This is a genomic window from Arachnia rubra, from assembly GCF_019973735.1.
In the GTDB taxonomy this organism is placed as follows: Bacteria; Actinomycetota; Actinomycetes; order Propionibacteriales; family Propionibacteriaceae; genus Arachnia; species Arachnia rubra.
Genome location: NZ_AP024463.1, coordinates 975,576 through 993,483 on the forward strand (window position 1 = coordinate 975,576; position 17,908 = coordinate 993,483).

A 17,908-nucleotide genomic window follows, 5' to 3' on the forward strand; every position below is an offset into this window, starting at 1 on the left:
CGTCGGCACGAAACGCCGCATCCAGGGCCCCAGGCGGAGCGCAGCGACGGCGTAAAGTTCCGCTTCGGCGTTTCGTGCACGGTGGGTGGAGCGGGGAAGGAGAGCAAAGGGTCCGGAGAGCAAAGAAGAACAAAGCAGTGTCTATCACCGCGACGGCCTTCAGCCATGCGGGAGAAGGACGTGGCTGCGTAGTTCCTGGGACGAGCGCCGTCAGGCTGGCCTTAGCACAGAGCCCTGCTGGAGTAGTGGAGTCTGCAAAGACTAGTGTATCCGTGCCATTAGTTCGCCGGTGTTTTCGGCCCCGGGTGCGGCGTCTCACTTCGTTCAACCCGGTAGCGCTTCACTTGGTTACCTTGGCGCACCATCCGCCCCGGAACCGCCTCCCTCTGAGGAACTCCGCACACACGACACCAGGTGTGTCCGGAGAATGTCGTTGCCTACGACGACCGGCTACTGAAGGAGTCTGCAGAGGCCAGCTGTGTAGTGAGGGTTGGGCGCCGTCAGTAGGGGCGGGACGCGCTCCCGTTGCGTCAGGGTTCAAGTCCGCTACCATGTTGACTGCTGGAACTTTGCATCGTGGCTTGCGTCTGGCATCTCCAGGGCCTATAGTGGTTTGTTGCCCTGCTCTGCAATCGTGCCCGTGATTTGACGCGGGTCCTTTGTTGTGCGACGAACCAGCCGCGTTCCCGGAAGGACCGAATCTTGGCCGCCTCGCGCTCTGCGTTGAAGAACACCAATGTTGTCTTGCCCAGTGGTCGGATCTCATTCGCGAAGATCCATGAGCCACTCGAGGTCCCCAATCTGCTCGATCTACAGATCAATTCCTACAACTGGCTTATCGGCAATGAGGCCTGGCGGGCCGATGTGGAGGAGCGTCTGGCCGCCGGCCGTACCGACGTGAACACGCGCTCCGGACTGGAGGAGATCTTCTCCGAGATTTCGCCCATCGAGGATTTCAACGAGACGATGTCGCTCTCCTTCCGCGACCATCGTTTCGAGGAGCCCAAGCACTCCATCGAGGAGTGCAAAGACCGTGACGTCACCTACGCTGCCCCCTTGTTCGTGACGGCGGAGTTCGTCAACAATGACACGGGCGAGATCAAGTCGCAGACCGTGTTCATCGGTGACTTCCCCCTGATGACTGACAAGGGCACCTTCATCATCAATGGTACTGAGCGCGTGGTTGTCTCCCAGCTCGTCCGTTCCCCTGGCGTCTACTTCGAGGTGACCCCCGACAAGGGCTCCGACAAGGACATCTACTCCTGCAAGGTGATCCCGTCGCGTGGCGCATGGCTGGAGTTCGAGATCGACAAGCGCGACATGGTCTTCGTGCGCCTCGACCGCAAGCGTAAGCAGAATGTCACCGTCCTGCTCAAGGCCCTCGGCTGGAGCGAGGACCGCATCCTTGAGGAGTTCGGGGAGTTCGAGTCCATGCGCATGACGTTGGAGAAGGACACCGTCAACACCCAGGACGAGGCTCTGCTCGACATCTACCGCAAGCTGCGTCCCGGCGAGCCTCCGGCCCGTGATGCCGCCCAGGCGCTACTGGAGAACTACTACTTCAATCCGAAGCGCTATGACCTAGCAAAGGTCGGCCGCTACAAGATCAACAAGAAGCTTGGCCTAGAGCTGCCATTCGACAGCCAGGTTCTCACCATGGAGGACATCGTTGCGGCCATCAAATACGTCGTCGCCCTCCATGAGCACAAGGAGGACCTGGATGGCCTGCCCATCGAGGCCGACGACATCGACCACTTCGGCAACCGCCGGCTCCGCACTGTCGGTGAGCTGATCCAAAACCAGTTGCGCACCGGCCTGGGGCGTATGGAGCGCGTCGTCCGCGACCGCATGACCACCCAGGACATCGAGGCGATCACCCCGCAGACCCTGATCAACATCCGTCCCGTGACAGCAGCGCTGAAGGAGTTCTTCGGCACCTCGCAGCTGTCGCAGTTCATGGACCAGAACAACCCCCTCGCGGGGCTGACCCACAAGCGGCGCCTCTCCGCGCTCGGTCCCGGCGGCCTCTCTCGTGACCGTGCGGGCATGGAGGTGCGTGACGTCCACAGCTCGCACTACGGGCGGATGTGCCCCATCGAGACCCCCGAGGGGCCGAACATCGGTCTCATCGGGTCCCTCGCGTCTTTCGCGCGCGTGAACGCCTTCGGCTTCATCGAGACCCCGTACCGACGCGTCATCGACGGCAAGGTGACCGACCAGATCGACTACCTGACCGCCGACGAGGAGGACCGCTTCTCCATCGCCCAGGCCAACGCAGCTATGGACTCCGAGGGCCGTCTGACCGAGGAACGCGTCCTGGTGCGCATCAAGCACGGCGACGTCGACACCATCCCGGCCGCGGACGTCGAGTACATGGACGTCTCCCCCCCGCCAGATGGTTTCGGTGGCCACCGCGCTGATCCCGTTCCTCGAGCACGACGACGCTTCCCGGGCTCTGATGGGTGCGAACATGCAGCGCCAGGCTGTGCCGCTGATCCGTAACGAGGCCCCGTTTGTCGGCACCGGCATGGAGTACCGCGCGGCCGTGGACGTCGGCGACGTGACGCTTGCGAAGAAGGCCGGCGTGGTCTCCTCCGTCACCGCGGACATCATCGAGGTCGCCAACGACGATGCCACCTACTCCTCGTACCGCCTGGAGAAGTTCGTGCGGTCCAACGCGGGAACCTGCATCAACCAGCGCCCGCTGGTGGCTGCTGGTGATCGTGTGGAGGTCGGAACTCCGCTTGCTGACGGGCCCTGCACCGATCAGGGTGAACTCGCCCTCGGCAAGAACCTCCTGGTGGCGTTCATGCCCTGGGAAGGCCTCAACTACGAGGACGCCATCATCCTGTCGCAGCGTCTTGTGCAGGACGACGTCCTCACCTCGATTCACATCGAGGAACACGAGGTCGATGCCCGTGACACCAAGCTTGGCGCGGAGGAGATCACCCGCGACATCCCGAACGTGTCCGACGAGATGCTGGCGGACCTCGACGAGCGCGGTATCGTCCGCATTGGCGCTGAGGTTTCCGCCGGCGACATCCTCGTCGGGAAGGTCACCCCGAAGGGTGAGACGGAGCTCACTCCCGAGGAGCGCCTGCTGCGCGCGATCTTTGGTGAGAAGGCCCGTGAGGTCCGTGACACCTCCCTGAAGGTGCCGCACGGTGAGTCGGGCACTGTCATCGGTGTGCGGGTCTTCGACATCCGCGACGACGACGAGCTGCCGCCTGGGGTCAATCAGCTGGTGCGGGTCCATGTTGCCCAGAAGCGCAAGATCAGCGATGGCGACAAGCTGGCCGGCCGGCACGGCAACAAGGGCGTCATCTCGAAGATCCTGCCCGTGGAGGACATGCCCTTCCTGGCAGACGGTACCCCGGTCGATATCGTCCTCAACCCCCTCGGCGTCCCGTCCCGGATGAACATCGGGCAGGTGCTGGAGAACCACCTTGGGTGGATTGCCAAGACCGGCTGGGACATCACGGGCATCGAAGAGGCCTGGGCGGACCGGCTGCGTGACGTGGGCCTTGGCCGTGTTGAGGCTGACTCGCGCGTCGCTACACCAGTCTTCGATGGCGCAGATGAGCACGAGATCACGGGCCTACTGGAGAATTCCCTGACCACCAGGGACGGGGAGCGGCTCATCGATGGTGGTGGCAAGACGCAGCTGTTCGACGGGCGCTCCGGCGAGCCCTATCCGGAGAAGACCGGTGTCGGCTACATGTACATGCTGAAGCTGCACCACCTCGTCGACGACAAGATCCACGCCCGCTCTACGGGCCCGTACTCGATGATCACCCAGCAGCCGCTGGGCGGTAAGGCGCAGTTCGGTGGCCAGCGTTTCGGCGAAATGGAGGTGTGGGCTCTTGAGGCCTACGGCGCTGCCTGGGCGCTCCAGGAACTGCTGACCATCAAGTCCGATGACGTTCCCGGCCGGGTGAAGGTCTATGAGGCCATCGTCAAGGGAGAGAACATTCCCGAGCCCGGCATCCCCGAGTCCTTCAAGGTGCTCGTCAAGGAGATGCAGTCGCTGTGTCTGAACGTCGAGGTCCTCTCCGGGGACGGGCGCGTCATCGACCTGCGGGACTCGGAGGACGACCTGCGCAACGCCGAGGACTTCGGCATCGATCTCGGACGGCGTCCCGGAGGCGACCACTTCCTTGACGTCAGCGAAGTCTGAGTCTGACTCAGTCACGCCGGTTGCCGGCACCAGTTAAAACCTCAGATTTCAGGCACAGGCACCCGCCGGGGCGGCGGGGGAAAGAGAACCAATGCTGGACGTGAACGTCTACGACAAGCTCTGCATCGGGCTGGCGAGCGCCGACCAGATCCGCGAGTGGAGTCATGGTGAGGTCAAGAAGCCCGAGACCATCAACTACCGGACCCTAAAGCCGGAGCGCGACGGCCTCTTCTGCGAGAAGATCTTCGGTCCTACCCGGGACTGGGAGTGCTACTGCGGCAAGTACAAGCGCGTGCGCTTCAAGGGAATTATCTGCGAGCGCTGCGGCGTCGAGGTGACCCGCTCCAACGTGCGCCGTGAGCGCATGGGGCACATCGAGCTGGCGGCGCCCGTCACCCACATCTGGTACTTCAAGGGCGTGCCATCGCGCCTCGGGTACCTGCTCGACATCGCGCCGAAGGACCTTGAGAAGGTCATCTACTTCGCCGCGCACATGATCACCGACGTGGATGAGGAGGCCCGTCACCGCGACCTTCCGAGCCTTCAGGCCCGTCACGAGACCTTCATCAAGCAGCTGGAGAAGAACCGGGACGCGGACATCGAGAGCCGGATGGCGAAGCTGGAGGAGGACCTCGCCCAGCTTGAGGCCGAGGGCGCCAAGGCGGACATCAAGCGTAAGGTCTCCGACGGTGCCCAGAAGGAGACTGGCCAGATCCGCAACCAGTACCAGCGCCGCATCGACCGTGCCCAGGCCGTCTGGGACCGGTTCAAGTCGCTGAAGGTACAGGACCTGGAGGGCGACGAGATCCTCTACCGGGACATGAAGCAGCGATACGGCAAGTACTTCACCGGGTACATGGGCGCGGAGGCCATCAAGAAGCGCCTGGAGACCTTCGATCTCCAGGCCGAGGCCGAGAAGCTTCGCGAGATCATCGCCAACGGCAAGGGGCAGCGCAAAACCCGTGCCCTGAAGCGTCTGAAGGTGGTCGCCGCCTTCCTGAGCGGTAACAACGACCCCTCGGGGATGGTGCTCGACGCGGTTCCGGTGATCCCGCCGGACCTGCGTCCCATGGTGCAACTCGACGGTGGCCGGTTCGCCACATCGGACCTCAACGACCTCTACCGGCGTGTCATCAACCGCAACAACCGCCTGAAGCGGCTCCTTGACCTCGGTGCCCCTGAGATCATCGTGAACAACGAGAAGCGCATGCTGCAGGAGGCCGTTGACTCGCTGTTCGACAACGGGCGCCGCGGACGTCCCGTCACCGGGCCGGGTAACCGTCCGCTGAAGTCGATCTCGGACATGCTCAAGGGCAAGCAGGGCCGGTTCCGTCAGAACCTGCTCGGCAAGCGCGTCGACTACTCAGGTCGTTCCGTGATCGTGGTTGGTCCCCAGCTGAAGCTGCACCAGTGCGGCCTACCCAAGGCGATGGCGCTGGAGCTGTTCAAGCCGTTTGTGATGAAGCGTCTCGACGACCTGAACCATGCTCAGAACATCAAGGCGGCCAAGCGTATGGTGGAGCGGCAGCGCCCCATCGTCTGGGATGTGCTCGAAGAGGTCATCGCCGAGCACCCGGTGCTGCTGAACCGTGCGCCAACGCTGCACCGTCTCGGCATCCAGGCTTTCGAGCCGCAGCTGATCGAGGGCAAGGCCATCCAGCTTCACCCGCTCGTCTGTGCGGCGTTCAACGCCGACTTCGACGGCGACCAGATGGCTGTCCATCTGCCGTTGTCCGCTGAGGCCCAGGCCGAGGCACGAGTGCTGATGCTCTCGACCAACAACATCCTCAAGCCGGCCGATGGACGTCCCGTCACCGTCCCCAGCCACGAGATGATCATCGGCATGTACTGGCTGACGATGCTCCAGGAGGGGCGGGAAGGCTCCGGCCATGCCTTCTCCTCCGTGGCGGAGGCGATCATGGCCCACGATCGTGGTGAACTGCACGTCGGGGCTCCCATCAAGCTGCGGCTGACCGGCATCGTGCCCCCTGCGGAGTACGCCGACAAGGTGCGCGCCGACGGGTCGGTCATCCTTGAGACCTCGCTTGGACGGGCACTGTTCAACGAGGCCTTGCCGGCGGACTTCCCGTTCGTCAATGAGCGGGTCGGTAAGAAGCAAATCGGCCAGATCGTCAACGACCTCGCCGAGCGTTACCCGTTGATTGACACTGTCCGCACCCTCGACGGACTGAAGGACCTCGGCTTCGAGTGGGGATCCCGTTCCGGCGTCACCGTCTCCATCGCCGACGTCCAGACCCCGCCGAGCAAGCCGGAGATCCTGGCCTCCTACGACGCCCGGGCCGCCAAGATCGACACCCTGTACGAGCGTGGTTCGGTCACGGAGGACGAGCGGCGCCAGGAGCTGATCGAGCTCTGGACCGACGCAACCGCGGAGCTGACGGATGCGATGAAGGAGAACTTCTCGCAGACCAACCCGATCTTCGTGATGGTCAACTCGGGTGCCCGTGGCAACATGACGCAGATGCGCCAGATCGCGGCCATGCGGGGCCTGGTGGCCAACCCGAAGGGTGACATCATCGCCCGGCCCATCAAGTCGAACTTCCGCGAGGGCCTGTCGGTGCTGGAGTACTTTATCTCCACCCACGGTGGCCGTAAGGGCCAGGCCGACACCGCACTGCGGACCGCCGACTCGGGTTACCTGACCCGGCGCCTGGTGGACGTCTCGCAGGACGTCATCATTCGTGAGGAGGACTGCCAGACCGAGCGCGGCCTGACCAAGACCATCGCGGTGTGGACCAAGATCGCCCAGGACGAGGAGGGCAAGAGGGTCCAGGTACCTGCCGAGCCTCTGGAGGAGGGGGCGGTGATGTCCATTGCCCCTGATGTGGAGACCGCCGTCTATGCGCGGACCGCGGCCACGGACATCACTGATGCCCAGGGCAATGTTCTCGTGCCCGCTGGCACTGACTTGGGCGATGCCGAGATCGAGCGGCTAGCCGCCGTCGGGGTTACCAAGGTCAAGGTGCGCTCGGTGCTGACCTGTGAGGCTGCCACCGGTACCTGTGCGATGTGTTACGGCCGGTCCCTGGCATCAGGCAAGACCGTCGATGTCGGTGAGGCCGTCGGCATCGTTGCTGCTCAGTCCATCGGTGAGCCCGGCACCCAGCTGACGATGCGCACCTTCCACACCGGTGGTGTGGCCGGTGATGACATCACGCAGGGTCTGCCGCGTGTCGTGGAACTGTTCGAGGCCCGGCAGCCGAAGGGCAAGGCGCCCATCGCCGAGGCTGATGGCGTCATCCGCATCGAGGATGGCGACCGCAGCCGCAAGATCATCATCGTGCGTGACGACGGCGGTGACGACCTCGAATACCCGGTGGCGCGGCGTACGCGCCTGGAGTTCGAGGATGCCAACGGGGTCCGGATGGCGATCCGCGACGGGGTGCATGTGACCATCGGTCAGCAGTTGACTGCCGGCCAGGTGGATCCGCAGGATGTGCTTCGCATCCGTGGTCTGCGCAAGGTGCAGGAGCATCTGGTGGACGAGGTGCAGCGCGTGTACCGCACGCAGGGCGCTCCGATCCACGACAAGCACATCGAGATCATCATCCGGCAGATGCTGCGCCGCGTCACCGTCATCGACTCGGGTGACACCCAGATGATGCCTGGCGAGCTGGTAGACCGGCAGGCCTACGAGGCGGCGAACCGCAAGGCCCTGACCGAGGGCGGGCGTCCCGCAGAGGGCCGCCCCGTGCTGATGGGCATCACCAAGGCCTCGCTTGCGACGGACTCGTGGCTATCGGCCGCGTCCTTCCAGGAGACGACGAAGGTGCTCACCGACGCCGCCATCCAGGGCAAGTCCGACACCCTCGTCGGTCTGAAGGAGAATGTGATCCTCGGCAAGCTGATCCCGGCCGGAACCGGGCTGGACCGCTACCGCAATATTCGTGTGGAGCCTACGGCGGATGCGCGGTCGCAGGCCTACACCGTCAGCTACGATCCGTACGATTACTCGTTCGGCTCCGACCTCGAAGTCCCCGGCGTGCCGCTGGATGACATCGATTTCGGCGATATCCGCTGACCCTCTCATGACGTGGGCCGGGTCGCTCGCACCCGGCCCACGTCTGTTCTCCCATCGCTTTGACCCGAGGTTTGGCCTCGGGTAAACTACGAAAGCGTGTCCGCCGTGTGCGGGCACCTTGTGCGTGCCCTGGCATGACCTTGTGGATCCTTGAGTTGCGAAGATGTCCCGGGTCTGTGCGGAGTTCGCACGGCAGCCGCGCCAGCGATGCTCACGGAAACGGTGACCCGGGAAGCTCCCTGGGGACGGTTGCGAGCCAGGGATACCCGTCCAGACAACGAAAGTGATACCAACAGGTGCCAACAATTCAGCAGCTGGTCCGCAAGGGCCGCACCGACAAGGTCAGCAAGAACAAGACGCCCGCTCTCAAGGGCTCCCCCCAGCGTCGTGGTGTTTGCACCCGCGTGTACACCACCACCCCGAAGAAGCCGAACTCCGCCCTGCGCAAGGTCGCGCGTGTCCGTCTGAGTTCCGGCATCGAAGTCACCGCCTACATTCCGGGCGTCGGCCACAACCTGCAGGAGCACTCGATGGTGCTCGTGCGTGGTGGCCGTGTGAAGGACTTGCCCGGCGTCCGTTACAAGATCATCCGCGGCGCCCTCGACACCCAGGGTGTCAAGGGCCGCAAGCAGGCCCGCAGCCGTTACGGCGCGAAGAAGGAGAAGTAATGCCTCGCAAGGGACCAGCGCCCAAGCGCCCCGTCATGGTCGATCCGGTCTACGGCTCCCCGCTGGTGAGCCAGCTCGTTAGCAAGATCCTGCTCGACGGCAAGAAGACCGTGGCCCAGTCCATCGTCTACAACGCCCTCGAGGGAACTCGCGCCAAGACCGGGCAGGACCCCGTCCAGACCCTGAAGCGGGCCCTCGATAACGTCAAGCCCTCCATCGAGGTCAAGTCCCGTCGCGTCGGCGGCGCCACCTACCAGGTGCCGATCGAAGTCAAACCGGGACGCCAGACCACGCTGGCCATGCGTTGGCTCGTCAGCTTCTCCCGCGCCCGTCGTGAGAAGACCATGACCGAGCGGCTCATGAACGAGATTCTGGACGCCTCCAACGGGCTCGGCGCTTCCGTGAAGCGCCGCGAAGATACCCACAAGATGGCCGAGGCCAACCGCGCCTTCGCCCATTACCGCTGGTGATTGCCTTGCCCCCGGGCTTTCGTCCGGGGGTTCTCACCGCTTCACAGACTTCTTCAGCAAAGGACTGAACGTGGCCAAGATCGACCTGTCCAAGGTTCGCAACATCGGCATCATGGCGCACATCGACGCCGGCAAGACCACCACAACCGAGCGCATCCTCTTCTACACCGGCAAGTCCTACAAGATCGGCGAGGTTCACGACGGCGCCGCCACCATGGACTGGATGGAGCAGGAGCAGGAACGCGGTATCACCATTACATCCGCTGCCACCACCGCCTTCTGGCACGACATCCAGATCAACATCCTCGACACCCCGGGACACGTCGACTTCACGGTCGAGGTGGAGCGCTCCCTGCGTGTGCTCGATGGGGCCGTGGCGGTGTTCGACGGCGTTGCAGGTGTGGAACCGCAGTCGCAGACCGTGTGGCGCCAGGCAACCAAGTATGGGGTGCCGCGCATCTGCTACATCAACAAGCTGGACCGCACGGGCGCATCCTTTGAGCACTGCGTCAAGACCATCCGTGAACGTCTCAATGCCACTCCGGTGCTGCTGCAGCTGCCGATCGGTGCGGAGGCCAACTTCCAGGGCCAGGTCGACCTGGTCACCATGAAGGCCAACATCTGGCCGATCGAGGTCACCAAACCGGGGCTTAAGGACTACGAGGTCAAGGAGATTCCCGCTGACATGGTCGAGGCAGCCGAGGTTGCCCGTGCCGAGATGCTGGAGACCATCGCCGAGCACGACGACGAGTTCATGGAGCTGTGGCTGGAGGATCCCGAAGCCATCACCGTTGAGCAGATCAAGGCCGCCATCCGCCGCGGTGTATTGTCCTCCGCCTTCACCGCGGTGGTGTGTGGTACCTCGTTCAAGAACAAGGGCGTGCAGCCGCTGCTGGATGCAGTCGTCGACTACCTGCCCTCACCGCTGGACGTGCCTGCCATCGAGGGTTTCAAACCGGGTGACGAATCCGTTGAGTTGTCCCGCAAACCATCCGAGGACGAGCCGCTGTCGATCCTGGCCTTCAAGATCGCCGCGGACCCGCATCTGGGCAAGCTGACCTTCATCCGCATCTACTCCGGTGTGCTGAAAGCCGGATCGCAGGTTCTGAATGCCACCAAGGGCAGGAAGGAACGCATCGGCAAGATCTACCAGATGCACGCCAACAAGCGTGAAGAGATCGAATCGATTGGCGCAGGCATGATCTGCGCCGTGATGGGTCTGAAGGACACCACCACCGGCGAGACCCTCTGCGATCCCGCGCACCCGATCATCCTGGAATCGATGGAGTTCCCGAACCCCGTCATCGAGCAGGCCATCGAGCCGAAGTCGAAATCGGACCAGGAGAAGCTGTCGGTGGCCATCCAACGGCTCGCCGAGGAGGACCCGACCTTCCGTGTCCACACCGACGAGGAGACCGGTCAGACCATCATCGCAGGCATGGGTGAGTTGCACCTCGAGGTGCTGATCGACCGCATGAAGCGCGAATTCAAGGTGGAAGCCAACATCGGTAAACCGCAGGTTGCCTACCGTGAGACGCTGCGCCGCAAGGTGGAGAAAGTGGAGTACACCCACAAGAAGCAGTCCGGTGGCTCGGGTCAGTTCGGTCGCGTCATCATCGACCTGGAACCCACCGAGGCCGGTTCGGGGTACGAGTTCGTCAACGCCGTCACGGGTGGGCGTATCCCGAAGGAGTACATCCCTGCGGTCGACGCCGGCATCAAGGAGGCAATGCAGTTTGGTGTGCTTGCCGGCTACCCGGTCGAGGACATCAAGGTCACTCTGACCGATGGCGCCTACCACGACGTCGACTCCTCGGAGCTGGCGTTCAAGCTGGCCGGCTCGATGGCCTTCAAGGAGGCTGCGAGAAAGGCAGATCCGGCGATCCTGGAGCCGATGATGGCCGTCGAGGTCACCACCCCCGAGGACTACCTCGGCACCGTGATTGGTGATCTGAACGCCCGGCGTGGCCACGTCCAGTCGATGGACGAACTGCATGGCAACCGCGTCGTGCGCGCCTTGGTTCCGCTGTCGGAGATGTTCGGATATGTCGGTGACCTGCGCTCGAAGACCTCGGGCCAGGCCTCCTACTCCATGGAGTTTGACTCCTACGCCGAGACCCCGAAGAACATTTCGGAGGAGATCGTCGCCAAGGCTCGCGGCGGCGAGTGACCTGATGGAAGGCTACTGGCCCGGGATCTCCTGATCCCGGGCCAGTATTTTCTTGGTGCCCCAGCCCTGCGCGGGCCCGTGGGTTATGAAGATGCAGCTCTAACTACTATGCCCGCGTAGGGCCAAAGGGCACCAAGGGCTATCTCGGTTCTATCGCAATTACGTGTTTCTGGTATCCCAGACTGGACTTCGGGTAGTCAGTCCACCAGGCTCATGTCGCCCAGGTGGTTCACCTCGCCGTGGGCTGGGAAACTCGTGCCAGCCAGAGCTTCGACGGCCCGGGGATCGCCCAAGTCAGCAGCTTTCTGCAGCCAGTTCCGGGCGACGTCGTGGTCTCCCTGCTCCTTGAGAATTCCGCTGAGGAGAAGCATGCCGTCGGTATTGCCGAGCAGGGCAGCCCGGAAGAACCACTGGGTGGCCTCCTCCCGGTCGTCTGGATTATCCGTCAGGAGGCCCAGGTTGACCATGGCGTCGGAGCGCCTCTGCGCCGCTGCCATCCGCCACCAGCGTGCCGCCTGTGTGTTGTCGCCTCGCCCGTAAGCCTTGAAACCGAGATCAATTAGTGTTTCGACGTCCTGTGACATGGCATGGAGACTAGCCCCGTGAAATGTCATGAGGCTATCAGGCAAGGACACTGAAAACGGGAGTCGTTTATGACGTACTTTGGGTCAGAACTGCTTGTCAAAGTCGATTTGGTTGATTTTTTAGTCACGGGGTGGGTGCGGTTTGGTCGGACAAAAAGAGGACGGGTTTCTGCGTATGTGCAATGCGACACGGGGTTGTGGAAGGAAGCCGGGCCGGGCCAGTAACGTTGACCTATGAGAATTGGGATCACCAGCGACCATGCTGCTCACAATCTGCGTATCGATCTGATTCCCCGCCTGAGAGAACTCGGCTACGACGTTGTAGACCGTGGGCCGGCCACCGATCAGCGCACGGACTATGCCAAGTGGGGGACGCGTCTGGCGCAGGAGGTGGCTTCCGGGCACCTTGATGTGGGAATCGCTCTCTGCGGGTCGGGTATCGGTATCTCGATTGCCGCCAACAAGGTAAAGGGGATACGTGCTGCCTGTGTCTCCGAGATCTATTCCGCCGAGATGAGCCGGCGCCACAACAACGCCAACATCCTCTGCTTCGGGTCCCGGGTGGTTGGTCCTGACGTGGCTCTGGCGATCTGTGAGGCCTTCCTCAAGGCCAGTTTCGAAGGCGGACGTCACGCCGACCGGGTAGGGCAGCTGCGTCAGCTGGACGCAGGCGACACCTCCTTCCTCCACGAAGATGCCGAATGACGGGGAGAATGAGGCGGCCCGAGTTTGACTTCCTCTGGCTGCCCGATAGCATTACTCAAGTATGCGTTCAGGTAACAAACCTGGACGTCGGACCCCTGGTGTGACCCATAGCTCAGGGGTGCACCAGATTAATGGCCACGCAGGGTGCGTGGTTGGACCCAAGAAGGAGCCCTAAGTGGCAAAGGCCAAGTTTGAGCGGACTAAGCCGCACTGCAACATCGGCACCATCGGACACGTCGACCACGGCAAGACCACTCTGACCGCGGCGATCACCAAGGTGCTCCACGACAAGTACCCGGATCTGAACGAGCTGTCGCCGTTCGACAGCATCGACAAGGCCCCCGAGGAGCGCCAGCGTGGTATCACCATCTCGATCGCTCACGTCGAGTACCAGACCGAGAAGCGTCACTACGCGCACGTTGACTGCCCCGGCCACGCCGACTACGTCAAGAACATGATCACCGGCGCCGCCCAGATGGACGGTGCGATCCTCGTCGTGGCCGCCACCGACGGTCCGATGGCCCAGACCCATGAGCACATCCTGCTCGCCCGCCAGGTCGGTGTGCCGGCCATTGTCGTGGCCCTCAACAAGTGCGACATGATCGCCGAGGAGGACGCCGACCTCATCGATCTGGTCGAGATGGAGCTCCGTGAGATCCTCTCCGCCCAGGAGTTCGACGGCGACAACCTCCCGATCGTGCGTGTCGCAGCCTTCCCGGCGCTGAATGGCGACGAGAAGTGGGCTGACAGCATCGTCGAGCTCATGGACGCGGTTGACGAGTACATCCCGCAGCCCGAGCGCGACACCGACAAGCCGTTCCTGATGCCGGTGGAGGATGTCTTCACCATCACCGGTCGTGGCACCGTCATCACTGGCCGTATCGAGCGCGGCATCGTCAAGACCGGCGACACCGTCGATCTCGTCGGCATCCGTCCCGAGAAGCAGACCACCACCGTCACCGGTGTGGAGATGTTCCGGAAGATCCTCGACGAGGGTCGCGCCGGTGAGAACGTCGGCCTGCTGCTGCGTGGCACGAAGAAGGAGGACGTGGAGCGCGGCATGGTCGTGATTAAGCCCGGTTCCACCACTCCGCACACAGATTTCGAGGCCACGGTCTACGTGCTCAACAAGGAGGAGGGTGGCCGTCACAAGCCGTTCTTCTCCAACTACTCCCCGCAGTTCTACTTCCGCACCACCGACGTCACCGGTGTGGTCCAGCTGCCGGAGGGTACCGACATGGTGATGCCCGGCGACAACACCGACATGACCGTCCACCTGAACAAGCCCATCGCCATGGAGGAGAACCTCAAGTTCGCCATCCGTGAGGGCGGCCGCACCGTCGGTGCCGGCAAGGTGACCAAGATCATCAAGTGATCCTCGCCTGACAGCATCTCAAGGGGCCCGCACCGTTGTGCGGGCCCCTTTTCATGCCCTGTGTCAGCCGAGGCTCCGGCGGAAGGCCTTCAACCAGCCGAGACGGCCGGAGCGTTGATGGCTCTCCTCTGGGGCGTGCTCCCCATCAGAGGGTGGCAGGAGCTGGGATTCCTTTTCGTCGGCCTGCTCCGCCTCCCAGTCGGCCTTGACCTGCTCGACGAAGTCCTCGCGTTCCTCCTGTGGGGGAGCGGTCGCGGTCTCTGGCTCCAGGCGGGTGCGTGGCAGGGCGTAGACCGCCTGAGTCTGCAGCCAGTTGATCAGCTGTTCGCGGATCAGGCAGCGCAGGTCGAAGAGTTTGCTGGAGTTCTCCGCCGAAACGACCGCCCGGACCCGCACTGACCCGCCCGTGGCGTCCGTGACCTGGAGCCCGGCGGTGCGGCCGTCCCACAGGTCGGTGGTCTTGACTAAGCGCAGCAGCTCGATCCGCATCGCCTCCACGGGGACCAGCCAGTCCAGGTCGAACTCGATGGTCCCCATCCGTTTGGGTTCTTCCCTGGTCCAGTTCTCGAAGGTTTTCGTGGTGAAAAGCGTTGAGGGGACGATCCAGCGCCGCTCATCCCATCCTTTGAGGACGATGTAGGTGAGGGTGATCTCCTCGATGGTGCCGTAGTTCTCATCGGCGACCACGATGTCGCCGACCTTGAGGGAACCGGTGAAGGCGATCTGGATTCCCGCGAAGATATTCGTGAGCGACGACTGTGCGGCGAGGCCGGCGACCAGCGAGGCCAGGCCTGCGGATGCCAGCAGCGAGGCCCCGATGGCCCGGAACTGGTCGAAGGTGAGGAGGGCCCCAGCGGCGGCGGCGATCCACACCACGCCGATCAGGACTCTCGTGATCACCTGCATCTGGGTCCGGATGCGCCGGAACTGGGGGGTCTCCCGGGCGTTTCGCTTGCGGGCGATGACGGCATCCTCGACGGTCTTGATGATCCCCGTCACTCCGTAGGCGGCCGCGAAGATCATCACGATGAGGAAGACCTGCTGGAAGTTGGCCCGCCAGGATGGAGCGGCCTGCCACGGGGTGGGGGCGCTGGCGATCAGCACACCCATGCCAGTGCCGAAGATTGTCAGAATGACCCGCTGTGGCAGGCGCAGGTTCCTACTGAGGAAGCTCAGGTTCTCATCACGCCTAGCCAGTTGTCTCATGATGATCGTGAGGACCACGGAGACCAGGATGCCGATCAGGAAGCCTGCGGCTGCGTGTCCGAGGACCGTCAACAGGTCCAGGGCAACTTCGGTAGCGGTGTCGTCGGCGGGCAGCATGCAGACAACCGTAGCCGCTGATGCCTGTGAGGTAGCTGTCAGCCTCGTTTCTGTATGCTGGCCCACTCGTCCCGCAGGCCAACGGTCCGGTGGAACAGCATTGGGGTCCGGTCGTCGGTGGCGAAATAGCCGAGCCGCTCGAATTGCACCACCTCGCCCGGGGCGGCATCGCCGAGGGCGGGTTCCACCTTCGCGCTGGTCAGGAGCTCGCGGGATTCGGGGTTGAGGTCGTCCAGGGGCTCCCCGGTGCGTTCGCCGGGGGCCTCGGTCGTGAACAGCCGGTCGTACAGGGCGACGGTGGCCTCCAGGGCATGCTGGGCTGACACCCAGTGCATCGTCGACTTCACCTTACGGCCGTCGGCGGGGGTGCCGCCGCGCGAGTCGGGGTCGAAGCTGCAACGAACCTCAACGACCCGCCCGTTCGCGTCTTTGACCACCTCACGTGCGGTCACCAGATAGGCGCCCCGCAGCCTCACCTCGCGGCCGGGAGAGAGACGGAAATACTTCGGGGGCGGCACCTCCTTGAAGTCGTCCTGTTCGATCCACAGCTCCCCGGTGAATGGGACCTGGCGTGTCCCGTCGGCCGGATTCTCCGGGTTATTGACCACCTCGAACCACTCGACTAGGGGTTTGCCTTCGGCGTCGGTGGGCCAGTCTTCAAGGACCAGCTTCAAAGGCCGGGTGACGGCCATGCGCCGCTGCGCCGTAGCGTTCAGCTCGCGGCGCACGTAGCTTTCTAGCTCCTCGATGGCCTTGCGGGAGTTGGTGCGGGTGGTGCCGACCTCGCGGCAGAAGGCCCGGATGGCCGCGGCCGGATAACCACGGCGCCGTAGTCCCCGGATGGTGGGCATGCGCGGATCGTCCCAGCCTTCCACGACGCCGTCCGTGACCAGCTTCGCCAAGCGTCGCTTGGAGGTGATGGTGTGGGTCAGCTCTAGGCGGGCGAACTCGTACTGGCGTGGGGGAGAAGCAACCTCCAGCTGCTCCAGGAACCAGTCGTAGAGGGGGCGGTGTGACTCGAACTCGAGGGTGCAGATCGAGTGGGTGACGCCCTCGATGGCGTCGGACTGGCCGTGTGCCCAGTCATAGGTGGGGTAGATAGACCAGGCCTCGCCTGTGCGGTGATGGGTGATATTGCGGATGCGGTACATCACGGGGTCACGTAACTGCATGTTCTCGTGCGCCATGTCGATCTTTGCACGCAGCACCCGCGACCCGTCGGGAAACTCCCCGGCGCGCATCCTCGCGAACAGGTCGAGGTTCTCCTCGACCCTGCGGTTGCGGAATGGTGAATCTGTGCCGGGTGTGCCGAAGGACCCCCGGGTCGCTGAGATTGTCTCGCCGTCCTGGTCGTCGACATAGGCCAGGCCCTTCTCGATGAGCTGGACAGCCCAGTCATGAAGGGTGTCGAAGTAGTCGGAGGCATGCCGGATCTGCGTGGGCTCGTATCCCAGCCACTCGATGTCTTCGACGATCGAGCTGACGAAAGCCTCCTCCTCGGTCTCCGGGTTGGTGTCGTCGAGGCGGAGCATGCAGGTGCCATCGAAGTCTTTGGCGGTGCCGAAGTCGACGACGATGGCTTTGGCGTGGCCGACGTGCAGGAAGCCGTTGGGTTCGGGTGGGAACCGGGTCTGGACCCTGCCGTCATAGGTGCCTGCCGCGTTGTCGCGGTGGACTGCCTCGGTGATGAAGTTGTTGGGGACGCCCGGTTCGCTCATGGTGGCGAAGGTATCACCTTCCAAGCCACAGGTTGAAGAACCAGAACAGCAACACAACGGGGATGATCAGCAGCAGCGCCGTGACGCCGAGCACCAGCGCCAAAGCCACCAGCCAGTAGCTGATGGACGCCCGGCGCACCTGCTCACGATTCTCGATCGTGCGGCGCAGCAAGGCAAGATTCTTGACGTTGGACCGCCACAGGGCATCGAAGAAAGAGCCGATCAGGGGCACGGAGCCGAGGAGCCAGTTGATCGCATAGTTGCCCAGCATTCTGAGGAGCACCGGGATGGGGGTGCGCAGGCGGACCGCGTCGAGGATCACGACCCCACCCAGAGCTGTCGCCACGACGTTACCGGCGGCTGGGAAGAAGGTCAGTAGCGGATCGAAACCGAACCGGATGCCGGTGCCGGGGACCCGGAACACATCATCCAGCCAGAACGTGAAGTGACGGCTGACCGGGGACGGGCCTTCCGTGGTTTCCGGTAGGGTCTCCGAGGCCGCCAGCGCTCGTGAGCGATCGGTTTTACGGCGGGGCATGAGGACAAGAATGCCATGGCGGAATCTCCAAGGTATTGGCTCGCTGGCTCGGCCTGTTTGCGATGGGCCCGTTACGCTTGGCTCACTATGACTGACCTGACTCCTGCCCGTACCCGCGTCGCCCCCTCTCCGACTGGA

Annotated in this window: 10 protein-coding genes and 1 pseudogene; 7 read left to right on the forward strand and 4 right to left on the reverse strand. The window is 63.5% G+C overall.

Features of this window, described 5'->3' with window-relative positions; all coding sequences use genetic code 11:
• Positions 1-702 precede the first annotated feature (702 nt).
• From rpoB to fusA, 5 genes and pseudogenes are all read left to right on the forward strand, one after another.
• Positions 703-4,177: pseudogene (rpoB, locus tag SK1NUM_RS04310) on the forward strand (DNA-directed RNA polymerase subunit beta).
• Positions 4,178-4,268: 91 nt separating this feature from the next.
• Positions 4,269-8,219, forward strand: coding sequence for a DNA-directed RNA polymerase subunit beta' (locus SK1NUM_RS04315; protein WP_212325783.1), 3,951 nt, complete (start codon positions 4,269-4,271; stop codon positions 8,217-8,219).
• 296 nt (positions 8,220-8,515) lie between these two features.
• A complete protein-coding gene (gene rpsL, locus SK1NUM_RS04320) occupies positions 8,516-8,887 on the forward strand; it encodes a 30S ribosomal protein S12 (protein WP_014847273.1) in 372 nt (123 codons plus the stop codon).
• Positions 8,887-9,357: a 30S ribosomal protein S7 gene (rpsG, locus tag SK1NUM_RS04325; protein WP_014847272.1), complete on the forward strand. Its 471-nt coding sequence runs from the start codon at positions 8,887-8,889 to the stop codon at positions 9,355-9,357. The genes rpsL and rpsG overlap by 1 nt, the downstream gene beginning before the upstream one ends.
• A gap of 70 nt (positions 9,358-9,427) precedes the next feature.
• Positions 9,428-11,527, forward strand: coding sequence for an elongation factor G (gene fusA / locus SK1NUM_RS04330; RefSeq protein ID WP_212325785.1), 2,100 nt, complete (start codon positions 9,428-9,430; stop codon positions 11,525-11,527).
• 197 nt (positions 11,528-11,724) lie between these two features.
• On the opposite strand, the gene SK1NUM_RS04335 is transcribed toward fusA, so the two are convergent.
• Positions 11,725-12,111, reverse strand: a complete 387-nt coding sequence (locus SK1NUM_RS04335) for a tetratricopeptide repeat protein (RefSeq protein WP_212325787.1) — start codon at positions 12,109-12,111, stop codon at positions 11,725-11,727.
• 234 nt (positions 12,112-12,345) lie between these two features.
• On the opposite strand from SK1NUM_RS04335, the gene rpiB reads away from it, so the two are divergent.
• Together rpiB and tuf are read left to right on the forward strand one after the other, a co-directional pair.
• Positions 12,346-12,816 carry a ribose 5-phosphate isomerase B gene (gene rpiB / locus SK1NUM_RS04340; protein ID WP_212325789.1) on the forward strand — a complete coding sequence of 157 codons (471 nt, stop codon included), beginning with the start codon at positions 12,346-12,348 and terminating at the stop codon, positions 12,814-12,816.
• Positions 12,817-12,991: 175 nt separating this feature from the next.
• Entirely contained in the window at positions 12,992-14,191 is a 1,200-nt protein-coding gene (gene tuf, locus SK1NUM_RS04345; protein WP_212325791.1) for an elongation factor Tu, read from the forward strand.
• Between the two features lie 63 nt (positions 14,192-14,254).
• On the opposite strand, the gene SK1NUM_RS04350 is transcribed toward tuf, so the two are convergent.
• From SK1NUM_RS04350 to SK1NUM_RS04360, 3 genes are read right to left on the reverse strand one after another with little or no spacing between them, the layout of a single operon-like run.
• Complete coding sequence (locus SK1NUM_RS04350; RefSeq protein ID WP_212325799.1) at positions 14,255-15,514, reverse strand: mechanosensitive ion channel family protein; 1,260 nt, start codon at positions 15,512-15,514, stop codon at positions 14,255-14,257.
• Positions 15,515-15,552: 38 nt separating this feature from the next.
• Positions 15,553-17,232 (reverse strand): glutamine--tRNA ligase/YqeY domain fusion protein, encoded by a 1,680-nt coding sequence (locus SK1NUM_RS04355; RefSeq protein WP_212325801.1) that lies wholly within the window; start codon positions 17,230-17,232, stop codon positions 15,553-15,555.
• 13 nt (positions 17,233-17,245) lie between these two features.
• Positions 17,246-17,770 carry a DUF4112 domain-containing protein gene (locus SK1NUM_RS04360; RefSeq protein ID WP_212325803.1) on the reverse strand — a complete coding sequence of 175 codons (525 nt, stop codon included), beginning with the start codon at positions 17,768-17,770 and terminating at the stop codon, positions 17,246-17,248.
• Between the last annotated feature and the right edge of the window lie 138 nt (positions 17,771-17,908).

Bases quoted from the DNA above. Each gene is read 5' to 3' on its own strand.
- rpsG (WP_014847272.1), top strand. From the start codon at position 8,887: ATGCCTCGCAAGGGACCAGCGCCCAAGCGCCCCGTCATGGTCGATCCG.
- SK1NUM_RS04315 (WP_212325783.1), top strand. From the start codon at position 4,269: ATGCTGGACGTGAACGTCTACGACAAGCTCTGCATCGGGCTGGCGAGC.
- SK1NUM_RS04335 (WP_212325787.1), bottom strand. From the start codon at position 12,111: ATGTCACAGGACGTCGAAACACTAATTGATCTCGGTTTCAAGGCTTAC.
- rpiB (WP_212325789.1), top strand. From the start codon at position 12,346: ATGAGAATTGGGATCACCAGCGACCATGCTGCTCACAATCTGCGTATC.
- SK1NUM_RS04350 (WP_212325799.1), bottom strand. From the start codon at position 15,514: ATGCTGCCCGCCGACGACACCGCTACCGAAGTTGCCCTGGACCTGTTG.
- SK1NUM_RS04355 (WP_212325801.1), bottom strand. From the start codon at position 17,232: ATGAGCGAACCGGGCGTCCCCAACAACTTCATCACCGAGGCAGTCCAC.
- SK1NUM_RS04360 (WP_212325803.1), bottom strand. From the start codon at position 17,770: ATGCCCCGCCGTAAAACCGATCGCTCACGAGCGCTGGCGGCCTCGGAG.